Source organism: Burkholderia sp. AU4i (genome assembly GCF_000466765.1).
Classification (GTDB): Bacteria; Pseudomonadota; Gammaproteobacteria; order Burkholderiales; family Burkholderiaceae; genus Burkholderia; species Burkholderia cepacia.
This window is the reverse complement of record NZ_ASSI01000107.1, coordinates 89,738-114,160: the sequence shown is the minus strand read 5'-3', so window position 1 is coordinate 114,160 and position 24,423 is coordinate 89,738. Positions and strand designations below refer to the sequence as shown.

Genomic DNA, 24,423 nt, shown 5'->3' with positions numbered 1-24,423 from the left:
CACCACTCTTGACGTTAGCTCGCGCGCACGCTGCTTTCGGCACTTGCAGCCTGGCGGGCCATTCCTGATTTAACGCTGGCAATTCTCTGCGTCATCCTCTTCGGCATCGGGCCGGGGGCCGGCTTGCTGGCGATTGCGTTGTATTACACTGCCATCGTCTCCAAGATGTTCGCAGACATTTTGCGTACAGCACCAAAGGGGCCACTCGACGCGCTCGGCGCCACCGGCGCTTCGCGGCTGCAAATTGCCATGTATGGCCTTTTGCCGCTAAAGCGTGCTGACCTAATGACTTATGGCGCGTACGAGTTTGAAAGCGCTTTGCGTGCGTCCATCGTCGTTGGCGCAGTTGGCGGAGGCGGACTTGGCAGTGAGTTGGTTGGTTCGCTGGCAGCACTGGATTTACCTCGCGTGACCACCTTAATTCTTGTTCTCGTTACAATGATCGCCGTGTTGGATCAGGTTGCATTCTGGCTCAGGAAGCACCCGCGCTGGCTGTTGGCGTTGATTCCCGCCGGTTTGGTCGCCCTGACGGCCTATAGTCCTCATATGATCGCGCTTGGACACGCGATAGAGGTATTCGGGCAAATGTTCCCGCCTGAAATGACTGCCCGGGGATGGACACAGTTGCCCCAGCAAATCTGGGAAACCATATGGATGGCGGCTGCAGGTACCAGCGGCGCGATAATTGCGGCGATCATCGCGGGGACTTGCAGCGCGCGAAATATCGCACCGATTTGGCTTGCTTGGCCGGTGCGACGGATGATGGAGTTCCTGCGCACGGTGCCGGAGGTGGTATGGGGTCTAGTCCTGATCGCAGTCGCTGGTGTCGGCCCGACGGCAGGTGCCTGGGCGCTGGGCATCCACTCGGCGGGTTGCCTGGCAAGACTATTCGCCGAATCTCTAGAGAACGCCGCTCCAGCACCACAACTTGCCTTGGCGTCAACAGGTGCCTCCAGGCTGGCCGTTTCCGCCTACGCCACCTTTCCCTTGGCGCTCGGGCCGCTGGCCGCACATTCTCTGTTTCGCTTTGAGTGGAATTTGCGCATGGCCACGGTAATGGGGCTGATCGGTGCGGGTGGTATCGGACAGGCACTTTACAATGCGCAGCAGTTATTCTTTTATCAACAAATGATGGCCTATATCCTGATCACTTGGGGACTTGTTGCCTTGATCGACAATGCAAGCGAAGCGCTACGGTGCCGCTACAAGCTCTCACAGGCCATAACATGAGGAGCAATAAGATTTTATGAAACCAAAAATTGTACTTACCCACTGGGTCCACCCTGAGATCATCGATCTATTGCAATCCGCCGCAGATGTCATTCCCAACACAACGCGCGAGACACTTCCCCGTGAAGACTTGCTGCTACGCGCCAAGGATGCCGACGCGCTGATGGTTTTCATGCCAGATACTATAGACGCGGATTTTCTTGGGAGATGCCCTAAACTGAAGATAGTCAGCGCTGCGCTCAAGGGTTACGATAATTTCGACGTTGATGCCTGCACACAACGTGGAATATGGTTCAGCATCGTGCCGGACCTGCTTACGATTCCGACGGCCGAATTGACAATCGGTCTGCTTTTGGGTTTGACTCGGCATCTGATGGAAGGTGACCGCAGAATCCGCAGCGGAAGATTTCAAGGCTGGCGCCCGGAATTGTATGGCATCGGACTGACAGGCCGTACACTTGGCATTGTAGGTATGGGGGCAGTGGGCAGGGCAATTGCTAGGCGGCTTTCGGCCTTCGATATGAAACTGGTTTACTGCGACAACGTCGCGCTGACCGACGATCTGGAGCAGGCATGGGGCGCACGCCGCTTGAGCTTCGACGAATTGTTGGCAACCAGCGATTTCGTGGTTCCGATGCTGCCGATGACTCCGCAAAACCTGCACCTGTTCAATGCCGATACCATAGGCAAAATGCAGTCTGGCAGTTATCTGATCAATGCCTGCCGTGGTTCTGTGGTCGATGAATCGGCAGTGGTCGAGGCGCTACGAACGGGAAGGCTTGCCGGCTATGCAGCCGATGTGTTCGAGATGGAGGAATGGGCTCGGCCGGAAAGGCCGGAAAGCATTCCTCAATCCCTGCTGGACAATACCTTGCAGACTTTTTTCACACCTCACCTTGGGTCGGCGGTCAAGGAAGTGCGGATAGAGATTGAGCGGCAAGCGGCAACCAACATCCTCCAGGCTCTGGCTGGAGAAAGACCTGTCGGCGCAATCAATAACCCCTTATTTACATCGGTATAGCCGTATGATTAAACTGGGATCCGTTGCAACCTTTCTGGCGGTTGCGAGATGCGGCGGTTTTCGTGAAGCCGCCAAAAATACTGGTTTGTCGCAACCAGCCGTGACGCAGCATGTAAAGCGGCTGGAACAATCGCTGAATGTCAATTTGATCGCACGCAACAATGCAGGCAGCACGCTGACGCCGGAAGGCCATGTCTTCCTGCCATACGCGGAAAACATGATAAGAACCTACGAACTGGCCAGCACCTTATTTAAAAAAACCTCAGTCGTGATTGGGGCCAGTTCCAATACGGGGATATATCTGCTGCAGCCGTATTTGAAATCGTACAAGGATGTTTCGCCGCATGAGTTGGACGTGATCATTGGGGCCAATACCGCCATCGCCGATAAGCTGCAAAATCTTGAAATCGATGTTGCAATTATGGAGTGGTGGGATGACCGCCCCGGATTTGTTCCAACGGTTTGGCGACGTGAAGAGCTGGTCTTAATCGTTCCGCCGAACCATCCTTGGGCCGGCATGAGCAATATTCCCCGTGATTTGTTAAAGGGCCAGCAATTGTTGGGGGGGGAGGCCGGTAGCGGAACGGAGCGTCTGTTGCAACAGTATTTTGGCACTGACGCGAGCACGATTGGTGTATCGATGCAACTGGGGAGCACGGAAGCGGTAAAACATGCAGTACAAGCCGGCCTCGGCATTTCTCTGGTCATGGCCGCGGCCGTAACCCATGAAGTGCGCAACGGACAGTTGCACGCAATACCAATTTCAGGCGAACCGATACAAAAAGCGCTTTATGTTGTACGTCGCGATGGCGGCGGGCTGCACGATGGTCCTGCGGCGCAATTCGCCGACTTTTTGCTCAAGTCGCCTTGATAGGGTGTCAGGAATTTGTGTATGCGGGGTTTCACTTCTGCTAAACCATCCGGTCTTCAAACTGGATAGTAAACCGATTTAGCGCAAGCCTTCCAATCCAGAATCGGTATTCGAATATGTTGAAAGCGGACATCCAGCAAGCCGCACTTCCATTAAATTCCCACAGTCCGGTTTGGCCGATTTCTGCCGATGAGTCACTACCGTTGAATGGCGGCTTCTATCAATGGACTAAACCGCTCGCGCGGTAGGGGGCTCCGATCCGGCGCCGGTGGGTAGTTGAGACAAAGCCCCGGTTTTCTATGTTGAGGAATGAGGCAATCCGCCTCGTTTTTCGACAGGAGCCGAGCCATGAACCCATCCACTCAAACCATCAGTCCGCTGCGCCAGCGCATGATCGACGACATGCGGATGCGCAAATTCACTGCCAAGACACAAAACGGTTACCTGCGCGCCGTGAAACGATTCGCGGGGTTTCTCGGCCGCTCGCCTGATACGGCCACCGTAGAAGATCTGAGGTGGTATCAGTTGCATCTCGTCGATACCGGCACTTCGCCGATCTCGCTCAATGCCGCGATTGCCGGATTGAAGTTCTTCTTCGACGTCACGCTCGATCGTGCCGAGCTGATGGCCAAGATGCAACCCGTTCGTGTCCCGCAGAGACTCCCCGTCGTATTAAGCCGCGAGGAAGTGGGTCGCCTGATCGCGGCGTCTGGCAACCTGAAGCATCAAACGGCACTGTCGCTCGCCTACGGAACTGGGCTGCGCGCCAGCGAAGTTGTCGCGCTCAAGGTTTGCGACATTGACAGCCAACGCATGACGCTGCGCGTTGAACAGGGCAAAGGCCGCAAGGATCGCTACGCCATGCTTTCACCAGTACTGCTCGAACGCCTGCGAGTGTGGTGGCGTGTGGCACGCGCACAGGGCAAGATGCTCGATGGCGGCTGGCTGTTTCCGGGCCTCAACCCGATCGAATCGCTCAGCACCCGCCAGCTCAACCGGGCTATCCATGCCGCCGCCGCGGAGGCGAAGATCGACAAGCGCGTCTCGATGCACACGCTTCGACATTGCTTTGCAACGCACCTGCTGGAGCAGAAGGTGGATATTCGTGTGATCCAGGTGCTACTCGGGCACAAGCAATTGGACACGACGGCGCTCTATACCCAGGTCGCCACCGACCTCCTGCGCGAAGTGGTCAGCCCCCTGGAGATGCTGCACCCGGAATAGAACCACCGAGTTCCTTCCATGGGGCGTCCGACCCTGGAGGTCGCGGATATCTTCCGCGCCTTTGGTCCGGCCTGGCGTTGGTCTCAGCGCGAGCATCTGAGTCTGGGACAGCTCAAGGTCATGTCGGCCATCGAACAGTGCCGCAGCGCGGCGCTGGGGGGACACGTGCTGCTACAATTCCTGCCGCAATCGCCACTGCCCGAAGTGTCAGGCCAAGGCGGCACAGCGTTGGTTGGAAGCCCGTCAGGCAGACCTGCTTCCGGTGGCGTATTACGGGATCTGACCAAGATCCGGTCAAATTGCTATCATAAGCCTGAAAGTTATGAAGCGACGGATCTCTATGCTTTGATGGAATAAGGAACTCGGGCCGTGAATGCGTCCCTGAGCTATCGCGTCCGCTTGCGCGTCGGCATGCAGACAGGTCAACGTGGTCAGCCAGCGCGGGACGGTCGCGTCCTTAGCTGACTGGGCTGAATGTGCGGTCTCTTACGCGGACATCGTTCGCAGCAAACCCCGCATGACATCCTCCAGGGTATCGTGCCGGGGACCGTCAGACGCCGCCGCTACGACCCGGAGTACGTCACCTTCGAGCCTCGCCTCCCACGAGACGATACGGCGGCGGTCATGGGGAAAACGGGCCACTTTTTCCTCAATCAGGCGCTCGATGCCCTGTGTGACCTCACGCCGTATTTCGGGTGGAACACTTTTGTCGAATCCGATCCGATCACGTAGCGCTTCAGCACGCTCGCTCTCGGGCAGGAGGCTGGTATTCCAAGCCGCAACTATCGCCGTCAGTGCGCTCTGATATTCCTCCAGTGTTGGATGATCGGATACCTCATCCTGAAGCAGTTGGGCGAGGGGCCAGGAGATTTTCTGCTCCGGCGGCAGGTCATTACGATCGAAAACGATAGCGTCGGGGATCCCTGACTGAACCGCTCCCCGTCGCAATGCCTCCAGGTCGCGCGTGCCCAGCTTGCGGGCGCGAGACGATTTTTTCTGCTGGCTGGCTTTGCCCATGTTTCTGTCCCCTTCGCTGCGTTCTGAATCCGAAAATTATAGCGGCCAGCTGGTTGCACAGACTGTGCACAAGTGTGACGGCTTTGCCGGATTTTTTGCGCTACACTGGCCAGCCCATTCGAGATCCGGAATCCGGCATGGCGACCATCGAACGTACCGCGTATCCGAGGTTGCCCAAGGGTTTTTCACCGGAGGAACTGCAGGCGTTCTATACGCCGGACGTCGAAGAGCTTGAGTGGGTGCGCCGCAACGCGCGTGGCCAGTCCTCGAGACTGGGCCTGCTGGTTCTGCTGAAGGTCTTTCAGCAGATGCACTACTTTCCCTTCGTTGACGCCATTCCCCCCGTTGTCATCGAGCACATCCGGGCGAGCGCGAATATAGGCGCCGAGGCCGCATTCGGCTACAACAGGGCAAGGTCGCCCGCCTTGTTTCGTCACTATGCGGCAATCCGCGAATTTCTCGGCATCCAGTCCTACTACGGCTCCGATGCCAACGAAATCGCGGTACGCGCGGCACATGAGGCCGCCGAGACGATGGATCAGCCGGTGGACATCATCAATGCAACCATCGACAGCCTGATCCAGCAGCAGGTCGAACTGCCCGCGTTCTCGACGCTCGATGCCATTGTGGAGCAGATCCACACGCGAGTTCAAACAGCGCTGTTCCGACGTGTCTCGCGTCGCCTCTCTGATGAGGACAAGGCCCAACTGGACCGGCTGATCAAGCGCGAATTCAACCAGCGCCAGAGCGCGTACAACACCATCAAGCGATACGCCTTACGCCCATCGCGAAAGCATATCTCCCTGCTCGTCGACCATCTTGCCTGGCTCGATGGTTTTGGCGACTTCAACCATGCGCTGGAGGGTGTTCCCGCGACAAAGCTGCGCTCCCTCTCGACGCAGGCGATGAGTCTGGACGCGGCGAATCTGAAGGAAACCCTGCCGGAGCGGCGATATACGCTCATTGTCGCGTTGCTGCATCAAATGCGCGTGCGAGCCCGCGACGACCTGGCCGAGATGTTCATCCGTCGTATGAGCGCAATCCACAAGCGGGCCAGGGAAGAGCTAGACCAGATCCAGGCACGTCAGCGCGAACAGATGGAAAGCCTGGTCGATACGCTTGACGGCGTCGTCAATATTCTCGACGACTATACCGATGACACCGAACTTGGTGCGCGTGTTCGCCATTATCTGGCGCCGTCGGGCGACCTCGAACCATTGCGCGAAAGCTGTGCCGAGGTCCGGGCCTACAGCGGCAGAAATTATCTGCCGCTGCTGTGGAGGCATTTCAAGGCACATCGATCAGTACTACTACGTCTGGCGCATGCACTGGCATGGAGCTCGACCACCCAGTCCGAGTCCTTGCTGCAGGCAATGCAGGTCGTTTTCAGGAACGAATCGCTTCATCGCGAATGGATCAACGTCGAGGTCGATCTCAGCTTTGCTTCCGGGCGTTGGCGCAAGCTGGTTTTCCGCCCGCCCGAGAAGGGTGCGACGACAAACCGGCGTTATCTGGAACTGTGCGTACTGTCCGCCATGACGAGGGAACTGCGCAGCGGAGACCTGTGCGTAGCCGGCTCGGATGCCTTTGCAGACTATCGCGATTACCTGTTGCCCTGGCATGACTGTGAGAAGCGCCTGCCGGGATACAGCGAGAGGCTTGGCATTGCCGACAGCAGTGCCGGCTTTGTGGCGCAGCTGCGCGAATGGCTCTCCGATGCAGCACGCCAGTTGGATGAGCGTTTTCCCGAGAAGTCCGACCATGTGACAGTCAACAAGGCAGGTGAGTTTGTTGTCCGTCGCACCACGGCGACGGTCATCCCTGAAAGCGCGGTGGCCCTGCAAAAGGCGATCGTCAAGCGCATGCCTGTGCGCAATCTGCTGGACGTACTCGCCAATATCGAGCACTGGACACATTTCACACGACACTTTGGTCCGTTAAGCGGCAACGATCCCAAAATCCGCGACGCCGAACAGCGGTACCTGCTTACCATCTTCGCAATGGGATGCAATCTTGGTCCCACTCAGGCCGCGCGCCACATGGGTGACAGGATCACGCCGCACATGATGTCGTTCGTCAACCGCCGGCACTTGAGTCTCGAACGCCTTGAGAGTGCACAACGCGAGCTGATCGAACTCTATCTCCGGCTTGACCTGCCGAAGCACTGGGGAGACGGCAAGACGGTGGCAGCCGACGGCACCCAGTACGACTTCTACGACAACAACCTGCTGGCAGGCTATCACTTCCGCTACCGGAAAATGGGCGCGGTCGCCTACCGCCACGTCGCCGACAACTATATCGCGGTATTCCGGCATTTCATCCCGCCGGGCATATGGGAAGCCATCTACGTGATCGAAGGGCTGCTTAAGGCTGGATTGAGCGTTGAGGCCGATACGGTGCACGCCGACACCCAGGGGCAGTCGGCTGCGGTGTTCGCCTTCACCTACCTGCTGGGCATCAAGCTGATGCCGCGGATTCGCAACTGGCAGGACCTCAAGCTGTATCGCGTGGATGCTGCGACCCGATACAAACATATCGATGATCTTTTCGCGGAAACGGTTGACTGGGAACTCATCGGGCGCCACTGGAAGGACTTGATGCAGCTCGCGCTGTCGATCCAGTCCGGAGCCATTTCATCGCCCCTTCTACTGCGCCGTTTCGGTGCGGCCAGTCCGAAAAATCGCCTGTCCCTGGCGGCCGAGGAGCTTGGCAAGGTGGTTCGCACGGTATTCCTGCTTGAGTGGCTCGGCAGCAACGAACTGCGACAGGAGATCACCGCCACAACCAACAAGGTCGAGTCCTATAATGGCTTTGCCAAGTGGTTTTCGTTCGGCGGAGATGTTTTGCCAGTCAATGACCCGGACGAGCAGCAGAAACGCCTGCGTTACAACGACCTGATGGCTTCGGCCGCGATCCTGCAGAACACGGTGGACATGATGCAGGCGTTGCGATCGATGGTGAATGAAGGCATTGAGGTCAATCCCGACGACATTGGATTCCTCAGTCCCTACCTCACCAGCAACCTGAAACGTTTTGGCAGGTACGAACTGGATTTTGGACACGTCGAGGGCTGGATACACGATCACCTGTTCGCCGGCCCGGTCCGTTCCCTGCGGAGATCCCGATCCCATGCCCGACCTTGAGACCCCCTATGGCATCGTCGATGCCGACGCGCTGGAATCATTGCAGCAGCGATACGACACGACCGTCATCCAGCAGGCCGTGGATCTTTTCGACACCATCCGCGCCCGCTGCGAGCCCGATGGTTTGCGTGACGATCTTCTGCGCCTGCACGCCATGGCGCATACCGTTATCAATGGCGCGAGCCTGTCGTGCTCGACGGATGACCTTACGCTGGTCGAACAGGCTGATTGCACCATCGAGGAACTCGAGGACTGGATCATGGTGCTCGAAAAAATGATTCTCGCCTTGCGCCCCCTGCAGGATCTGCGATCCGAAACGGACGAACCACTGTGAAGCCTGCCTCGTACAAGTGGCAGTTCGCCCAGCGTTTCCGGCGCCACGCTTTCGGCTGGCGCTCGGACGTACCGATCCAGCGTATCAAGGAAGCGCTCGCGGAGATCCGGCAGGTGGCGCGCGGCGATACAGTGCTTGCGGCAGAGGGCGCTGTGAAATTTCTGGAGAAAGTTTCGCCCGCGCTGGAACACGTCGACGGGTCGTCAGGTGCGATCGGCACGGCCGTGAATCGTGCGATCGAAACACTGGTCCCGGTCATTGCTGGCGCACAGGTCGACACAGTCACGCGCCAGGCCTGGCTCGAGCGGCTATGGGAAGCCATTCAGGATCAGGGCGTCCCCTATATCGAAGGTCTGTCGGACGAATGGGACACACTCTGCGTGACGCCCGAAATCGCCAGCGAGTGGGCCGACAGGTTTATTGATCTCGTCGAGCACGTCTGGTCCGAGGGGCCCGGGGGATATTTTGCGGGGACACCGATCTGTCTGGCTTCGCTATATGCAGCTGGGCGACATGCGCAGCTGATCGCACTGGTGGACCGCGCTCCGTTCAAGATGTGGCACTACCGACGCTGGGGCGTCAAGGCACTGCTTGCGATGGGCAGAAAGGCTGAAGCCGTGGCCTACGCGGAAAACACGCGCGGCCTCAACAGCCCGGACGGGCAGATTGCGAAAGCTTGCGAGGCGATCCTGCTGTCATCGGGTCTTGCCGACGAGGCATACCGGCGCTATGCATGCGAAGCGAACCAGGGCACCACCTACCTGGCAACTTTCCGTGCCATCGCAAAGAAGTATCCGCACATCGCGCAAGAGACCATCCTGAGCGACCTGGTTGCTGCGTCGCCGGGCGAGCCAGGGAAGTGGTTCGCGGCAGCCAAGGACGCAGGCCTGTTCAACCAGGCCATCAAGCTGGCCAATGCCAGCCCGACCGACCCCCGGACGTTGACGCGCGCGGCCAGGGACTTTGCGCAGAAGCAGCCGGGATTCGCCATGGCCGCCGGTCTCGCGGCGTTGCACTGGATCTCGATGGGCTACGGCTACGAGATCACAGGTGTCGATGTGCTCGATGCAAGCCGCGCCACGCTGCAGGCAGCGGAACACGCTGGCGTCGATCCCGAATCCGTGCGGCAGCAGATTCGCTTTCTGGCCTCCGGAACCTCTGTGCACGCGGACTTTTTGAGTCGCGCCCTGCAGGCGATCTAAGCCGGAAAATCATCGTGAAAAATCCTGGCGGGACGTCTTTCGTGATCGGTACAGAGATAACGCACATTATCAGTCCGTCATCGAATTTGTTCTAAACTGGTAGTCATGAAAACGTGCGACACCCTCCCCATCGACAAAACCGAACGTGGCTTTCCCGACGAAGCCGAACTCGCGGCATTGCGCAGCTGGTACGCCGGCCTGGACGCTAGGGCAGCTGTCGCCCGCTATCTGGGCGACCGAAGAGCAGCCGGAACGTCCTCGCGCGGCGTGCTCGGCCGGATTCGTCGGCGGCTCGTCGCGTTCGCGCAGGCGCGCCATCGCGGAGATCTGGCAGGCGTCTTCGTCGATCGCCCAACGAAAGCATCGGCGGATCGGGTAGCCGGCACAATCGAGATGCTGCGCAATCTGCCGGAGCCCGTGCCGATGATCGCCGATCACGTCAACCTGTGGCTGCCCGCACGCATTGCCGGGGCTCTACATGCCCACGGCATCTGGACGCTGACCGACCTGACCGTGCGGATTCCGCGGCGACGTCGCTGGTGGTCGGCGATCGCCGGACTCGGCGTCGCCGGCGCGCGTCGCATCGAGGCGTTCTTCGCCGCGCATCCGGCGCTGACCGAACGGGCGCGAGCATTGATCGTCGCAGCGCCGTCGAGCAGCATCGTGACGTGGGAACAGCTGCGCGTGCCACACGAGGTCGACGGTTCGCGCGGCCAGTTCCGTGCGCCGCAAAGCGCCTGCCTGCTGAAGGCTTCGAACGACTATGAGGCGGTTAAATCCTGGCTGTCGCTGCACGAATCGGCCGCCACCCAGCGCGCTTACCGGAAAGAGGCCGAGCGCCTGATCCTGTGGGCGATCGTCGAGCGCAGCTGCGCACTGTCGTCGCTCACCACTGACGATGCAATCGCCTACCGGAGTTTTCTGCGGCGGCCGACACCGCGCGAACGCTGGGTCGGGCCATCGCGGCCGCGGCAAAGCGTCGAATGGCGGCCCTTCACCGGTCCGCTGTCCGCACGCTCGGCGGCATACGCACTGAACGTCCTGTCGGCGCTGTTTCGCTGGCTGGTCGAGCAGCGCTACGTGCTCGCGAATCCGTTTGCCGGCGTCAAGATCAAGAGCCAAGTCCAGCGTGCGGGGCTGGACGTGTCCCGTGGCTTCTCCGAAGGCGAGTGGTTGTTGATCCGCACGCTGGCCGACGGCCTCGAGTGGTCGTACGGCTGGAGCGAAGCAGCCGCCCAGCGCCTGCGATTTCTGCTGGACTTCGGGTACGCGACCGGTCTGCGCGCGAGCGAACTGGTCGGTGCGACGCTCGGCGATATCCGCCGCGACGAGCACGGCGATCACTGGCTGCACGTGCTCGGCAAGGGCGGCAAGCTCGGCAAGGTGGCGTTGCCGCCGCTCGCCCGCACCGCGCTCGATCAGTCTCTCGTGCAGCGCGGACTGCCGGTCACGCCGACGCGTTGGAACCCGGCGACGCCGCTCGTCGCAAGCCTCGAGGAGGATCGCGCCCACATTGAAAGCACGCGGCTCTGGCGCGTGCTGCGCCGATTCTTCGTGCTGGTGGCCGACACGATCCAGAACGAACGGCCGGCGACCGCTGAGAAGCTGCGGCGCGCGAGCCCGCATTGGATGCGTCACACGCACGCGTCGCACGCGCTCGCGCGTGGCGCCGAGCTGATCATGGTGCGGGACAACCTCCGTCACTCGTCGATTTCGACGACGTCGACCTATCTGCATAGCGACGAGGTGCAGCGAGCTCGGCAGTTCGATCAGGCATTTCGTTCGCCGGATCTCAAGCGGTAGGTGGGAACCAATCCCTTATGGCGCTTTTGGAATAAGTGCCGGCAATTTCATAACTTCAATGCTTATGATAGGAAATTGCGCTTACCTTGTTGATACCCCAACTGGAGCAGAAGTTGCGCAGCGCTACAGAAACTCGCACGGCTTCATGCCCCCGGTCCCTTGCTGCGACGAGGCGTGTGCAGCGGCACCATGAGCTTCGCCGCTCGGCTTCGTGGCCTCGTCGGCCGGCGATCGCGCGGCGCACCCGCAGCCGTCTGCGAGGAGGCGGCTGAAAGCTGTTGCCGAAGGGCATCGATTTCGCGGGCATCTGCGACGCGGCCCGCCTCAGCGGCTTCGAGCCGCCCCTGCAAGACGGCGACTTGATGACGCGCTTCGCCGAGTTGGGTGCGCAATCCCTCAGCCTCAGCCCGATGCTGCTCGTCGCGCTGTTCGACCCGGCGGGTCGCGGCGTCGAGCTCTCTTTGCAATCGAGCGGCCGTCGCGCGTTCGCGCTCGATCTCCAGGAGGGCGCGCTTCTCTGCCGCCTGCAAACGCGCTTCGGAGCGCTGCGCCGCCTCCCGAAGCTTCTCCAACTCGTGCGCGAAGTCAACTCGGGCCTGCACCAACGCGGCGTCGCGTTGGCCAATTTCCGCCTGGAGACGCACCACGTCGCCCTCGAGCGCACGGCGCGACGCCTCGCTGCCCGCGAGCGCCTGGCCCAGTTCCTGGATTCGCGCCTGCGCCACGAGCAGGGCAGTTTCCCGCTCAGCCAACGTCGCCTCGGCCTGCGCCGTTGCTTCGCGCGCGAGGGCGATCTCCTGACGGCCGGCCTCGCGCTCGGCGGCAAGTTCGCTCCGCACCACGTCCAGCGCGGCATGGGCCGCCGCGTTCGACTTGTCCCACAAGGTCGCGATGAGCTCGCCGGCGGCCTCGCCCAAGTCCGGCGGCAGGTCGGGGCGTTCAATCCGCACCCGGCTTTTCTCGCGCAGGGTCGCCCAGAACTCGGCGAGCACCTCGGTGGGCGTGCCCATGCTGCCGCGCCGCACGAGCTGGTAAAGGCGGTTCGCGGTCGGCGTGATGCCAAAGCGAAAGAAGAGCAGCGCGCAGACCTCGCGATAGAGCTCGCGCGTCTTCGGCTGCGCGGCCTTCAGGCGCGCGATCTCGGCGGCCAGGGTGCCGTTGTCGGCCGCGCTGGACGCAGCATCGGGAGCCGCGCCGGTGGCCGGATCGGAGGAAGGGACGTCGTTCATGACAATTTTCCGAGGTGGGTGCTTCTTGATATTACTACGTAATATGGCGAATACCCTACGGTAATTGCACGGTAATTCACATTATGCTTATAATGGGGAATTAACTTACGGAGAGGGCGCAACAAATCGCGCCTCATCGCTGCATCCCGGCGCCGCGCTCAATTCGGCGCACTTTGGACCACAAGCGCCTTAAAATCCGACGGAAAGGACGATGACGACCGAACCCGGCGTGCCAATCGCCGCTCTACCGACCGTATTGCCCGCCCGGTACGCCGCGGCGATTGCGCGGCGCGCCGATCAGGTCGGCGGCCTGGGCGCGAACCGGGGCGATCCCGAGCGCCGGCAGATCCGCGCCGAGACCGACCTGGACGCGATCACGCTCTGGCTCGCGAACTATGTCGATCGCCCGACCACGCACGCGAACTACCGCAAGGAAGCCGAGCGGCTGCTGCTGTGGGCGCTCGCCGAGGCGCTGCAGGGACCCGGCGCGATCGCGCAAGACGATCTACGCGAATTCCGCGCGTTCCTGGCCGCGCCCGACCGGCACCACCCGATCTGGACCGTGATCGCGACGCTATGGCCGATCGCGTCGCTCACGCACGAGGACCTGGCGCGCTATCGACAGTTTCTGGCCGATCCCCAGCCGAGCACGACCTGGGTCACGGAGAACGGCGCGCGCTACGCGACCAGCGATCCGCGCTGGCGGCCGTTCGCCAGCCAGCTCGATCCGGTCAGCGTGAAGCAGGCCGTCCTGATCCTCGACAGCATGTTCGGCTGGCTCGTCGACGCGGGGCACCTGCGCGGCAATCCGCTCGGGCTGCTGCGGCAGCGCCGGCGCCGGCCGGCGCAGCACGTCACGCGCTTTCTGCCGGCCGTGATGTGGCAGCACGTCAAGGATTACGTGGCCGCCATGCCGGAAGACGGCCCGGCGCAGCAACGCGAGAAAGCGCGCGCGCGGTGGCTCACCACCCTCTTCTACCTGATGGGGCTGCGCATCTCGGAAGTCGCCGCGGGCCTCATGGGAAATTTTGTGCGCGAGATCGGCGCGGACGGCACGCCGCGCTGGTGGCTCGAGGTGATCGGCAAGGGCCTGAAGTACCGGCGCATTCCGGTCTCCACCGAGTTGCTGACGGAGTTGATGCGCTACCGCCAGGCGCACGGCCTGGCGCCGCTGCCAGCGCGCAATGAAGCGACGCCACTGCTGCTACCGTTCCGCCGGCGGGCGGGCAATACCGCCGGTGACGGTGTGAATCGCAAGACCGTGCATAACGCGATCAAGGCAGTATTCGAGTGCGCGGCGGACTGGACCGAGGCTAAAGGTGGTGAGGTAGGCGGCGAATACGTCGAGCACGCGGCGCACCTTCGCGCGGCGTCGGCGCACTGGCTGCGCCATACGGCCGCCTCGCACATGCTGGACAGCCAGATCGATCTGCGCACGGTGCGCGACAACCTCGGGCACGACTCGATCAATACCACCAGCCAATACGCGCACGAAGAGGACGATCACCGTCACGACGAGACGACCCAGAACCATCGGATGAACTGGCGTTGAGCGACGCATACCAGCGGTCCGCGGCGCCACGCCGCGCGAACTTGCTTCGACCACGGTGAGGGACTCTACGCGAAAATCCCGTCGAGGAACGTCGGGCATCAGCCGCACTGACGATCGCGCGGCATGGATGAACGGCGCATCATCGATCGGCCCGCTTCTCGCGACAACCTCGCCTTAGCGTCTCATGGATTCTCAAAAATACCGCCCCGTCTACGTTGGCCGCCGACGAAATGCACGAATCCGCTCTAAGGCCTGTCTAACCGGCGGATCAGATACGGTCGATGGCACGAGTGGCTCGTCGTCGTCTTCAAGCATCGCCATGTCCGGGTCGTTATCGCCTATCTCCCAAGCAGCCCGAACCTGCAAGTGACGTTTGGTGAGGAAACAGTCCGTCTCAAACCTTGGTGATGCCGCCATGCTTCCTGGCATGAGAAAGTACGCGCCATAGCGTCGGTATTCCGCCAGGAATCGATCAAGGTTCGCCGTCGTATCTGGCGTCATCCGATTATTCTTTGACACGGCGACAAAGAAGTCCTTCTCAGCATTGAGCCTTTGCGTCAGATTGGGGCCGACCGACACAGCGTAATGGGCCGGGTGTAGAGCAGAGAGGCCCGTTACAACCGCTACGCGCAGCGCATCATGCAAGTCTTCCTTCCCCCATCGAGCACGCCAAGCGCGAAAGATCGCGATCCCCGCGCCGATGTCGCGAAACAGTAGTCCGAGCATCGGCGGTTGTCCCTCCCCCGAGCCGAAGAGCGTCCCGCACCAGCCAGCCTTGTTCCAAAGCTCGATGTCAATCGGCGACAAGACTTGACGCTCTGTGTGCTTTCGCGCAGAGACATCGAGCAGCGTGGTCGGCGGCGCCCCGGTACCGAACTTCGGCGCCTCCTTCGATGGACTAGCGAGTTTTGTTGGCGGCGGTTGTACACGCCACGGCTCGGTCCGCAGACACTCATAGATCTTGTCATTCGGTTCAATCCAGTCGGCAAGGCGAACGTGCGGCTCGTAGCCGAAGACATTTCGTGCGACCGTCAGGACGTTGCCCAAAAGGAACGATCGAGCAAACGCGGCTTCTTCGCCCCCAACGCGATTCAGCCACTCCTTCACGTCGCGAATCATGAACCGGTGGCCGGCAATGTGAATCACTGCCTCGCGCAACCACGTGGCGAACCCTTGAAGGGCTTCGGCGCTCGAGAATACGAGATCTCGGGGGCAAACGATCTCGGCATCGCTGTCCGCGCCCGCTTTAAAGCTGAGAGACGGCCCGTCCGCGGTGTTTGCACCGTCCCGGATGACAATCGTGGTCCGCTCGGCATGTGGAAACAGATCAGCCTCATCACTTGTGGCAAGGAAAGCCTCCATAGCACCCAGTAGCGATTCCGCTACCCCGAGGAACGTCGGCTTGCTTGGCGTGACGACTACGAACTCGGAGCCCAGAATAATCGATCGAAGGGTTGTCTTCGCCCCCTCGAGCAACGTCGCACATTGTGGAATATCTGCGGATGCCGGCTGGTCTTGCCACGCCTCGAAGAATTTTCGCAGCTCGTCTTTACCCGTTTCTGGCGGAAAATAGCCCTCCGCGAAGATCCGCTTCTCGTGCCCGAGCGCAAAAAGAAGCGCCAGGCGCGCATTGACCAGACCGAGCCGTTCCAAGGCATCGGGCAACGCCTCAGTCGCTTGGAGCAGATTGAGCGGCAAGTTCAAGCAATGGATGCCAAGAACGGCCTCCTGTAGTTCGACTTCTTCAGTGTGTGTGGCGCGCTGTTCCTCATTGAGCTTCGCATGCGCGGCAGCAAAGGCTGTCCAGGTCATCGCTTGAAGCACATGGGGAATCCGGCCGAGTTGAAGCTCGATCCAACCCAGGCGTCGAAGGATCCGTACCGTCACCGCGTGCATCTCGCCCGTGCGTTCGAATAAACGAAGGCCCCGTTCTGCCGCGATGAGTATCTTGTTCCGCGCGGCCCATAGCAGCCCTGCGCTTTCATAGGCGTAGCTGCCGGCGACGAGCGCCATGATGAGGTCGCGTTCGTACTCTTCTTTGACCAGCAACGCCTCGGCGCGGCCAATCCAGCCAATCGCCTCGTACGGCTTGTCATGGCTGAGCTTCTGTACCCCGCGTTCGAGATACCGTGTGCCCGCGTCGCCATCGCTTTTGCGCTGCTGCATCAAGGCCACAACCTTCTCGTACAACTCGTCGAATGCGGCTCCTTCAGCGAAGTTCCCGAGCTCACGAACGAGGTCCGCCAGCGAATCGACGGGGTACTGCCCCATCGTTGTTGATTCTTCGACAATGGAGGAAATCTCTGTCCAAATACCGTCGAGCTCTGCGATGCATCGACGCCTTACTGCGTCCGATGCTCGCAACAGTGCGAGGCTTGTTCGCGCTTGGAGGGCGTTGTTCGGGCGAGAACGATCATCGGCAATGTGCTGAAGCAGCGTACTGAGCGTCGCTCGCCGGCGTTCACTCTGCGCCGCTTCCTTCGTCAGTTTTTCGGGCGACTCGATCGTGATCAGCAACTGCCATAGGTTAAACAAGCGGCCCACATCGTCCGCCTCGCTCGAATCGGCGAGATAGCTTTCAACCTCTGAATAGAACTGGTTGAAGAGGCCATAGTCCTCGTACCACCAGTAAGCCGTCCAAGCTCGGTTGTACGCAATACGCATCAGCTGCTGGCTAATCCCCAACGGTTTCGCCAAGCGCTCGGCTTGCGCAAACCGCCCCTCCACTTCATGTCGAGGTCGCTCAAGCGCCCGCGCAAGAAGTGCGCCGCTGAGGCTGTCCTCTGCAAGCTGGAAGCGCGCCCCTTCATAGCGCGCCGGATCACTGATCTGCGCGTCTAGCTCTTCCAACTCGGTAAGCCGCGCTGTGTCGCGCGGCCCATGTCGTCGCTTCGTCTCCTCGCCCGCTCCGCTAATGGCTAATGCTGTTATCGCCATGCCAAGGTGGCCGTGGTCGTACACCTTCTCGACGATCCAATTGCGGTCTACGATATGGACCGGGATGCCGGTGCCCTTTTTCAGCTCGTCTTCAACCTTTGCCCGCGCCCTGTCGCTGACAAACTGGTTTGTGAAAAAGTAGATGCGCTTATAGTCGCGTCCCGTCGAGACGATATTCGCAACGTCGGCACGGACCTTCTTCTGCCACGCCTTCATGGCACTGAACGCGAATGCCCACCGTTCCGAGCCGCCAGACGGTTCGCCCGTCCACCAACGCTCTGCGACCTCGCGCGCAACTGGATATGTCTCGGAGTCGACCTTGCTGTCCCCGCCCCCAGTTGGACCTGTCTGGACTCGAAGATTCGGACAGATCTCATGTTCCGCCAGCTTTCGGCAGAAGTGCTCGAACGTGTACTCCTCCTTTCTGCTCGTCAGCGTCTCGAGGTGGTACTCAAATACCGCCTTCGATAGCGCAGGAGTTGAATCCATCTCGGTATCCGAGAACAGGTCGGGGTGTCGGGCGCGCATGAACTCTCTCGGACTCGGCCCGTCCGCCTTCCGCGTCTCCGGCTCCGCATGAGTTATCGCTTCGTTGTTCATCGCTCTCTTCCCTCTCATTCAAAACCAGGCTCCCTGGGACCTTCCCGGCTTAGCCTATTTACACGTCGCCCGCCGCCGGATCCGTCCCGTTGTACCGAAATCAGCGCGTGCCCCTTTAGAGCGCGCTGCATGGCGAGCCTTCCGCCGTCCGGCCGCACGAAAGAATGACGAGGGCTGGAACTGGCGTGAAACACCCGCCGCATAATGCGAGGGTGCGGCAATGTATCGCCCGCGCCGGATTCCCCTCACTCCTTCAAGGAAAACGTATATGTGAGCGGATTGTTTTAGATTCTCGTTATTCGTCGCCATCATAAGGTCGGTTTGCTCGTTCAGCCAGCAACCTACTTCGTCTGCGGCTCCGACGATGACAACGCTAGATCAAGCTCGAGACGCATGTCCCGCTGGCCACGGACATGTCGCGGGGTGCTCGCTCAGCAGCGCCACCGGTAACTCAACCGGTTCGGGTAACTGCGACACGATTAGACTCGCCCACCTCGCACCGGGAATCGATACTAAACACGACAGAATACGTATTATTTGATACGCTCGCCCGGATTGGAGGGGTGGCGCATCGCAGGTAGTCCAATTTAGGCAAATTTTTGGTCGGCGAAACGCGTCTCACCGTGAAACATTGGCGGAACGCAGCAGCTAAAATTCCGTGATCCCCTTGCCGCACGTTGTTTTCGGGACATCACCGTGTCCCTCGTTGTTGTTTCACGACGTTCCCTCCTTGAGTGGTTCAGCTGGCGCGCGATTTCAACGATTTTCCTTCGGCCCCGCGAGATCTCTGACTTTCCCTTCTCGTCGCCCTCCAAGTGAAAGTCGTGGGCACCGCTGCCCGAAGTCGCACCGAACAATAAGGCTCGCCGCCGCAATGCGCTGTCACCTTCACTTCCCTCAACGACGGCCGACTGGCAGAAACGACGCTCGCCCAGTATGTGGTTCGAGGCCCACGTCGTGCAGGATGGCATCGAGCTTGCCCGGGACGCGGTCGCTGGCCGGGAATGTCGCACCGACCGGGAACGCGCCAAGCGGGCCCGCGATCTGTGCATCGTTGACCTGCTCACCAAGACCGGCTTGCGTACGTCCGAGGCGATCAATACAACGATGGGTTCGATCCTGTACGCGCGCTTCAACCCAGCGCAGCGGGCGAAGAACCGATAAGGTCGATCATCCGGTGGAAATCACTTCCCAACGGAAACTTCAACCCGGCTTCCCCCTCCATCATCCCTGATCTGTTACTGGAATCCGACACACCTCGTTTTTGGACCTGCCAGCTTTTATACTTCCCACCAGGAAGTTACGGAACTCGGATGACCGTGACCCTTGGTTGTTTCCATAAACGTGTCGGGGGTAGATGACGATGAAAAAGAGATTGCTGGCGCTGACAACTACGGCGTGTTGCTTGATCAGTACGCTTGCCTACGCTTCACTCGGGGGCGGTGCACCCTCCGTATCGGATGATCAAGTTCGTCTGGTCGCGAACCACCAGGCGGTGAATCACCAAGCGACGGCCGGCGTGGGCTATACGGTCAGCGAGATGGTGTTGCCAAGTACGACGGTCGTGCGGGAATACGTCGCCGGCGGAAAGGTCTTCGCAGTGACCTGGAGCGGCCCGTCTGCGCCGAACGTCCGGCAACTGCTTGGCACGTATGTGGATCAGGCGAGCGCAGACGTCAAGGCGTTTCGCGCGGCGCACGGCGGCATCGGCCCGGTCTCGGTCTCGTCCGGGGATTTCGTGTTCCAGTCGAGCGGCCACATGGGTTTCTATGCCGGCCGTGCCTATATCCCGAGTGCATTTCCCAGCGGCGTCACGAGCTCGGACATTCGATAAAGGACTCGACAATGCGCAAAATCCTCATGATCTCGGCTGCCTCGTGCCTTTTCGCCTTGATGACCGCTTGCGGCGGCGGCGGAGATTCGAACTCCCCTGCCCCGATCACGCAAAGTCCGCCGTCAAGTACCTCGACGTCGCCGACTTCACCGACGACGGGTACGGCGCCGACTCCCGTCGCGAACCGGATGTCCGTAACGGTTGGCCCGAACCCGTGGAACGCGCAAAACGTGCTCTACACGTCGGTCACGATCTGTATGCCGGGCACATCTAACTGCCAGACGATCGACAACGTTCTTGTCGACACCGGCTCCTTTGGGCTGCGCCTGTTCAACTCTCAGGTCACGCTTCCGCTCCAGAAGGTCTCGGCAACGGTCGGCGGCACTCTGACCGAATGCACGACCTTCGGTTCAGGCACGGCATGGGGCACCGTCGCGCAAGCGGACATCAAGCTTGCAGGGGAAGTGGCGTCAAAGGCCCCGATCCAGTTGATCGCGGATCCGGCTGTCAGCGGCTCGGCCACGAACAACTGTATTCCAGCCGGCGTGACGGACTTGAACAGCCCCTCTGCTTTGGGCGCGAACGGCGTTCTCGGAGTCGGTTTGAACGCAGCTGATTGCGGTGCGAGCTGCGTGGCGACGACGTCGCCGGGATGGTATTTTGGCTGTCCCGCTAATGCGACGACCTGCCCCGGCACCACAGTTCCTTTGGCAAACCAGGTGACGAATCCGGTGAGCATGTTTGCGCACGACAATAACGGGGTCGTGTTGACGCTGCCGAGCGTTCCGTCGACTGGGGTATCGAGTGTTTCGGGGACCCTCACCTTCGGCATCGACACGCAAGCCAATAATTCGCTGGGATCCGCGAAGGTCTATACGCTGAACAACAACTATGACCTGACCACGTCGTTCAACGGCAACACATTTCCGGAATCGTTCCTTGACAGCGGATCGAATGGTCTCTTCTTCAATGACTCGATCACCACCTGTTCCGGGAGTACCTTCTACTGCCCTGCGTCGACCATGAATCTGTCCGCCGTGATGCAAGGACTGAACGGAAACAACGTCTCACTCAATTTCGACGTGGGTAACGCGAGCACGATGGTGGGCAATGGTGCGTACGCGATGAACGATTTCGCGGCTCAAGGCGGCTCAGCGAACTTGTTCGATTGGGGACTCCCCTTCTTCTACGGTCGGTCGATCTATACGGCGATCGCGGGGACGACGAATTCGGGTGGAACGGGGCCATTCTTCGCGTTCTGATCAGCGCCCTTCTCTTCCCTGAAAACCGGCCTTTCGGCCGGTTTTTTTACGTCTCGCTGATGCAGAATCGGCGGCTCTTCCTGTAGACCTTGGGTTCGGACGAATCGAAGATTCGGCCGCATGGGTGCATGAAGTGCGCAAAGGCGTATATAACCCACTAAGGTGAGAAGTTTCGGGATCACTTCGAGCTAAACGAGTCCGCCTACGCGCCGGCTTCGTTGTCGGTCCTGGTGGTGAACTGCCAGACGAGCCAGGTCTGGAAGTCCCTGTCATGCAGTTCGGGTAGCCATTGCTGGAAAAGGTCCTGCCTCGCATTGATGAGCCACTGCTGGAAAAGAATGAGCCAAGCGGCGCGAGTTTCTCCCTCCTTGTACAGCGCTCGATCGGCTGGATTAGCCTTCAAGTGCGCCTGAATGAGGCGGTTGCGCTCGTCTTCGGGCAGTGACTGCAAACCTCTTGCAACCAATGAACGCTGGTGTGCCTTGAACTTGGCGTCCAGGGCCTCCTGACGGCGCTGCAACTCGGTTTGCTGTTGAAGTCGACGCGCCTCATCGAGGGCTTTTTGATCTGCCTCCTCCGTCTGAGTCTGCTCGTTCGATACATTACGAAGGATGGCGCGGAAGAACGCTTCGCGGGACTGGATCACCTCCCCTCGAGCCTTCAGCCGTGTCTCGGAGACCGCCATACGCGACATTGCTTCTTTGACTTGCGGATGGGTATAGAGCTGGGCCAAGGTCGACATGTCCTTTTCCGCGAAACCCAGATCCTTCAGCTTTTGGATTGTGTCATCGGGCCAACCAAGGGGCAGTTCGAAAGCTTGCTGGCGCTTTTCCGTGAACTTGAAACGCAATTTGGTAACCTTGCGGCCGGACTTGAACTCTTCCGCCGCGATCGTGTGAGTCAGCGCTGGATGCGCGTTTAGCATCGCGATTGCCGGATTCAGGTAGGTTCGCTTGAACTCCCCGTATTCGCGGGCCTGCTTTTCTTTTTTCTCGCCGATGATCACGAATCGCGAGGGGCCGAGAATCAAGTCTATCCACGTCGCAAGATCCAGTATCGGGGTGACCTTGGCGTTGGTTCCTATATAGCGCCACGCATTTTGATACAGGCCGAAAGCGGCCTCGCCCGAGCCCGCGTCACGCCCGAAACTGGCCATTACTGACCAGTTGAGGTTCGCCCACATCGTCGGTTCGAGGAACCACAAAAGTACCTCCGGTTCGAAAGCAAACCGCGTAATCCCAGCCTGATTGCCGACGCCCTTGTCGCGACGGATAATGAATGCTGCGATAGACTCGTACTGCACCTTGCCATCCTCGCCGAGCACATTCCAGATAAACTGGAAGTTGAGCAGTTCTGCAAGGGTGTCGTATATCCGATCCTTATTCGTGGTCGATAGGCCTGCGAGTTCGGCCAGCCGATGAGTACGGATTTCGAAGAGGGGTGCCGCGCGATCTTCACGGATCTTTCGGATCAGCGTCTGAGCTGCTTCCCGGCCGCGTGCGCGCAAATCGAGTTGCACGGCAAGCGCAAGCGCGTCCATGAGCTTGCGGGCAGACAGTTTCAGGTTTTTGTCGCGCTGGACCGGAATAGCGTGAATAGCCGCGACAGGCTTGCGATAGGTGCCGGGGCGCTCTGGCAGAAACAGTTCGTCGGCCGAAAACAGCGGCGTCTGGGGCGTACCTGGTTCCCCGTCACGCGCGAGCACCTCATAGCTGTCACTATCCGGGGCGTTCTCCTGCTCCAGCCATTTGAGTTCAAGTCCGGGGCCCTGCTGTTCTGGTGAAAGGTTTTGTTGGCGCGGCTTCTTTGGCATCGGTGCAGTGGTGTGGTCGCATGTTGAAATGCGTCAACATCATAGCGTCTAATGATGGTGAAGACCAGCGTTGGCCAACCATCGATCGAGTTATCCACCGATCGCCTATGCCAAAATACCATCGATCGAGCCGCTGAACATCGCGGCTATGCCAAAGTGCCATCGATGCCACGGCGGACTTACCATCATGCCCCGGCAGGAACACCATCCCAGCTATGCCAAAATACCATCATCCCACCGTCAAAGCCTTATCTGGTAAGGCTCTGACGAGTCGGAAGTTGGGAAGTTTTGAGATATTTGTCGGAACACAAACGTGGGTCCTGTAGAAACAACACCCACAATCCCCAAACCACCGGGCCGTCAGTGTCGACGGGACCATCGGACCGTGTCATACGACTATTCTTGGGCGCACTCCGGCGATTAGATGGTATAGCCGCATAGGCTATGCTTCTATGTCAGATGCCAGGTTCTCATAGGGAAAAATGGTATTTCTGCATAGGCTCACTGTGCAAAATAGGACCAGATCGCCAAGCATAGCCTGTTCTGGCTGACCGACTAGCCCCACATAGTCCTATGCTGATACACTCCGAGCTGGAACCTGGACTATGTCATCTGACCTCACCGACGCGAATGCGCGCTTCCTGCTTGGCGAAGCCGTCCGGCTGCTCACGCAGTCGGGCGTGACCGGCGTTGCGCTGGCGGAATTCGTGCTCGGCTTTACGCCAATCGTGAACCAGAGGCTTGCGGCGATAGCGTCGTCTACGTCGACTGCGGGCATGGCAGATCGGGTCACGCGGGCCGACGTGAAAGATGCGGTGAAAGAGGCATTGCAAGAAGTGGTTTCTGCGACCGGCGAGAGTCAGGAAGGCCGCGGAAAAAAACGACAACGACGCAAGTCTGTTCCAGTTCGACTCGCTGATGGCAAGCGAACCTCCCTGTGGCTGGATACCGACCTCGTCGAGCGATTCAAGCAAAAGGCCAATTCGCCGGCCGAGGCACGCCAAGTGCTGGGCGAACTGGCTGGTTCCGTACCGGCTACCGCAGAAAGCAAGTCATCATGGGTCGAGGAACAACTGACCAAACGGTTGATGCTCCTCGAGGCCGTTCCGACTACGGCCCACGCAAACTGACGAGAATTATTTATCTGCTAAGGCATCATAGTTCCTGTCAGGAAGTAACCCCTTGACTTTCTGGCTGCACTCAAAAACAATACGCGCATTGACGTACCGAGCAGCTGGAACTCGCACCCTTTCGAGCCCTTCCTAGAACGCAGATCCACTCGGGGAGATCTTGGGAAAAGCTTCAAGGCCTTTCCCAAGGTTTTCTCCAAGCCCTCCTGGGTTTGCTCGCT

Annotated in this window: 17 protein-coding genes and 1 pseudogene; 14 read left to right on the top strand and 4 right to left on the bottom strand. The window is 59.9% G+C overall.

Going from position 1 to position 24,423, the window contains the following annotated elements; genetic code table 11:
• Window positions 1–30: 30 nt before the first annotated feature.
• The 5 genes and pseudogenes from L810_RS24820 to L810_RS45590 form a co-directional block, all read left to right on the top strand.
• Entirely contained in the window at window positions 31–1,230 is a 1,200-nt protein-coding gene (locus tag L810_RS24820; protein ID WP_306415728.1) for a PhnE/PtxC family ABC transporter permease, read from the top strand.
• Between the two features lie 16 nt (window positions 1,231–1,246).
• Window positions 1,247–2,251 (top strand): phosphonate dehydrogenase, encoded by a 1,005-nt coding sequence (locus L810_RS24815; protein ID WP_042976020.1) that lies wholly within the window; start codon window positions 1,247–1,249, stop codon window positions 2,249–2,251.
• A gap of 4 nt (window positions 2,252–2,255) precedes the next feature.
• Window positions 2,256–3,122, top strand: coding sequence for a LysR family transcriptional regulator (locus tag L810_RS24810; protein WP_011875616.1), 867 nt, complete (start codon window positions 2,256–2,258; stop codon window positions 3,120–3,122).
• Between the two features lie 348 nt (window positions 3,123–3,470).
• Window positions 3,471–4,346 carry a tyrosine-type recombinase/integrase gene (locus L810_RS24805; protein WP_011875615.1) on the top strand — a complete coding sequence of 292 codons (876 nt, stop codon included), beginning with the start codon at window positions 3,471–3,473 and terminating at the stop codon, window positions 4,344–4,346.
• Window positions 4,347–4,364: 18 nt separating this feature from the next.
• Window positions 4,365–4,626, top strand: a pseudogene (locus tag L810_RS45590) (transposase zinc-binding domain-containing protein); the annotation flags it as partial.
• 206 nt (window positions 4,627–4,832) lie between these two features.
• Here L810_RS45590 and L810_RS47495 read toward each other — a convergent pair.
• Window positions 4,833–5,363 carry a hypothetical protein gene (locus tag L810_RS47495; RefSeq protein ID WP_042976018.1) on the bottom strand — a complete coding sequence of 177 codons (531 nt, stop codon included), beginning with the start codon at window positions 5,361–5,363 and terminating at the stop codon, window positions 4,833–4,835.
• A 137-nt stretch (window positions 5,364–5,500) separates the two neighbouring features.
• On the opposite strand from L810_RS47495, the gene L810_RS24795 reads away from it, so the two are divergent.
• The 4 genes from L810_RS24795 to L810_RS24780 all read left to right on the top strand — a co-directional run bounded on the left by L810_RS24795 (window position 5,501) and on the right by L810_RS24780 (window position 11,845).
• Window positions 5,501–8,506 carry a Tn3 family transposase gene (locus tag L810_RS24795; protein ID WP_011875612.1) on the top strand — a complete coding sequence of 1,002 codons (3,006 nt, stop codon included), beginning with the start codon at window positions 5,501–5,503 and terminating at the stop codon, window positions 8,504–8,506.
• Window positions 8,493–8,840, top strand: a complete 348-nt coding sequence (tnpC, locus tag L810_RS24790) for a Tn3 family transposase post-transcriptional regulator TnpC (RefSeq protein WP_011875611.1) — start codon at window positions 8,493–8,495, stop codon at window positions 8,838–8,840. The genes L810_RS24795 and tnpC overlap by 14 nt, the downstream gene beginning before the upstream one ends.
• Window positions 8,837–10,042 carry a hypothetical protein gene (locus L810_RS24785; protein WP_011875610.1) on the top strand — a complete coding sequence of 402 codons (1,206 nt, stop codon included), beginning with the start codon at window positions 8,837–8,839 and terminating at the stop codon, window positions 10,040–10,042. Before tnpC ends, L810_RS24785 begins: the two co-directional genes overlap by 4 nt.
• 105 nt (window positions 10,043–10,147) lie before the next feature.
• Window positions 10,148–11,845 carry a phage integrase family protein gene (locus tag L810_RS24780; protein WP_021161050.1) on the top strand — a complete coding sequence of 566 codons (1,698 nt, stop codon included), beginning with the start codon at window positions 10,148–10,150 and terminating at the stop codon, window positions 11,843–11,845.
• A 143-nt stretch (window positions 11,846–11,988) separates the two neighbouring features.
• Here the strand turns inward: L810_RS24780 and L810_RS24775 are convergent, their stop codons facing one another.
• A complete protein-coding gene (locus L810_RS24775) occupies window positions 11,989–13,074 on the bottom strand; it encodes a DNA-binding protein (protein WP_021161049.1) in 1,086 nt (361 codons plus the stop codon).
• 211 nt (window positions 13,075–13,285) lie between these two features.
• Between L810_RS24775 and L810_RS24770 the strand changes: the two genes are divergently transcribed.
• Window positions 13,286–14,626 carry a tyrosine-type recombinase/integrase gene (locus tag L810_RS24770; RefSeq protein WP_021161048.1) on the top strand — a complete coding sequence of 447 codons (1,341 nt, stop codon included), beginning with the start codon at window positions 13,286–13,288 and terminating at the stop codon, window positions 14,624–14,626.
• A gap of 210 nt (window positions 14,627–14,836) precedes the next feature.
• Here the strand turns inward: L810_RS24770 and L810_RS24765 are convergent, their stop codons facing one another.
• A complete protein-coding gene (locus L810_RS24765; RefSeq protein ID WP_042976015.1) occupies window positions 14,837–18,163 on the bottom strand; it encodes a hypothetical protein in 3,327 nt (1,108 codons plus the stop codon).
• Window positions 18,164–19,099: 936 nt separating this feature from the next.
• Between L810_RS24765 and L810_RS24760 the strand changes: the two genes are divergently transcribed.
• From L810_RS24760 to L810_RS24750, 3 genes are all read left to right on the top strand, one after another.
• Window positions 19,100–19,327 (top strand): hypothetical protein, encoded by a 228-nt coding sequence (locus L810_RS24760; RefSeq protein ID WP_021161046.1) that lies wholly within the window; start codon window positions 19,100–19,102, stop codon window positions 19,325–19,327.
• A 193-nt stretch (window positions 19,328–19,520) separates the two neighbouring features.
• Window positions 19,521–19,997 (top strand): DUF2844 domain-containing protein, encoded by a 477-nt coding sequence (locus L810_RS24755; protein ID WP_063625746.1) that lies wholly within the window; start codon window positions 19,521–19,523, stop codon window positions 19,995–19,997.
• 11 nt (window positions 19,998–20,008) lie between these two features.
• Window positions 20,009–21,259 carry a DUF3443 domain-containing protein gene (locus tag L810_RS24750; protein ID WP_021161044.1) on the top strand — a complete coding sequence of 417 codons (1,251 nt, stop codon included), beginning with the start codon at window positions 20,009–20,011 and terminating at the stop codon, window positions 21,257–21,259.
• A gap of 202 nt (window positions 21,260–21,461) precedes the next feature.
• Here the strand turns inward: L810_RS24750 and L810_RS24745 are convergent, their stop codons facing one another.
• Window positions 21,462–23,072 (bottom strand): replication initiation protein, encoded by a 1,611-nt coding sequence (locus tag L810_RS24745; RefSeq protein ID WP_021161043.1) that lies wholly within the window; start codon window positions 23,070–23,072, stop codon window positions 21,462–21,464.
• Between the two features lie 605 nt (window positions 23,073–23,677).
• Here L810_RS24745 and L810_RS24735 point away from each other — a divergent pair.
• Window positions 23,678–24,202: a hypothetical protein gene (locus L810_RS24735; protein ID WP_021161042.1), complete on the top strand. Its 525-nt coding sequence runs from the start codon at window positions 23,678–23,680 to the stop codon at window positions 24,200–24,202.
• Window positions 24,203–24,423 lie beyond the last annotated feature (221 nt).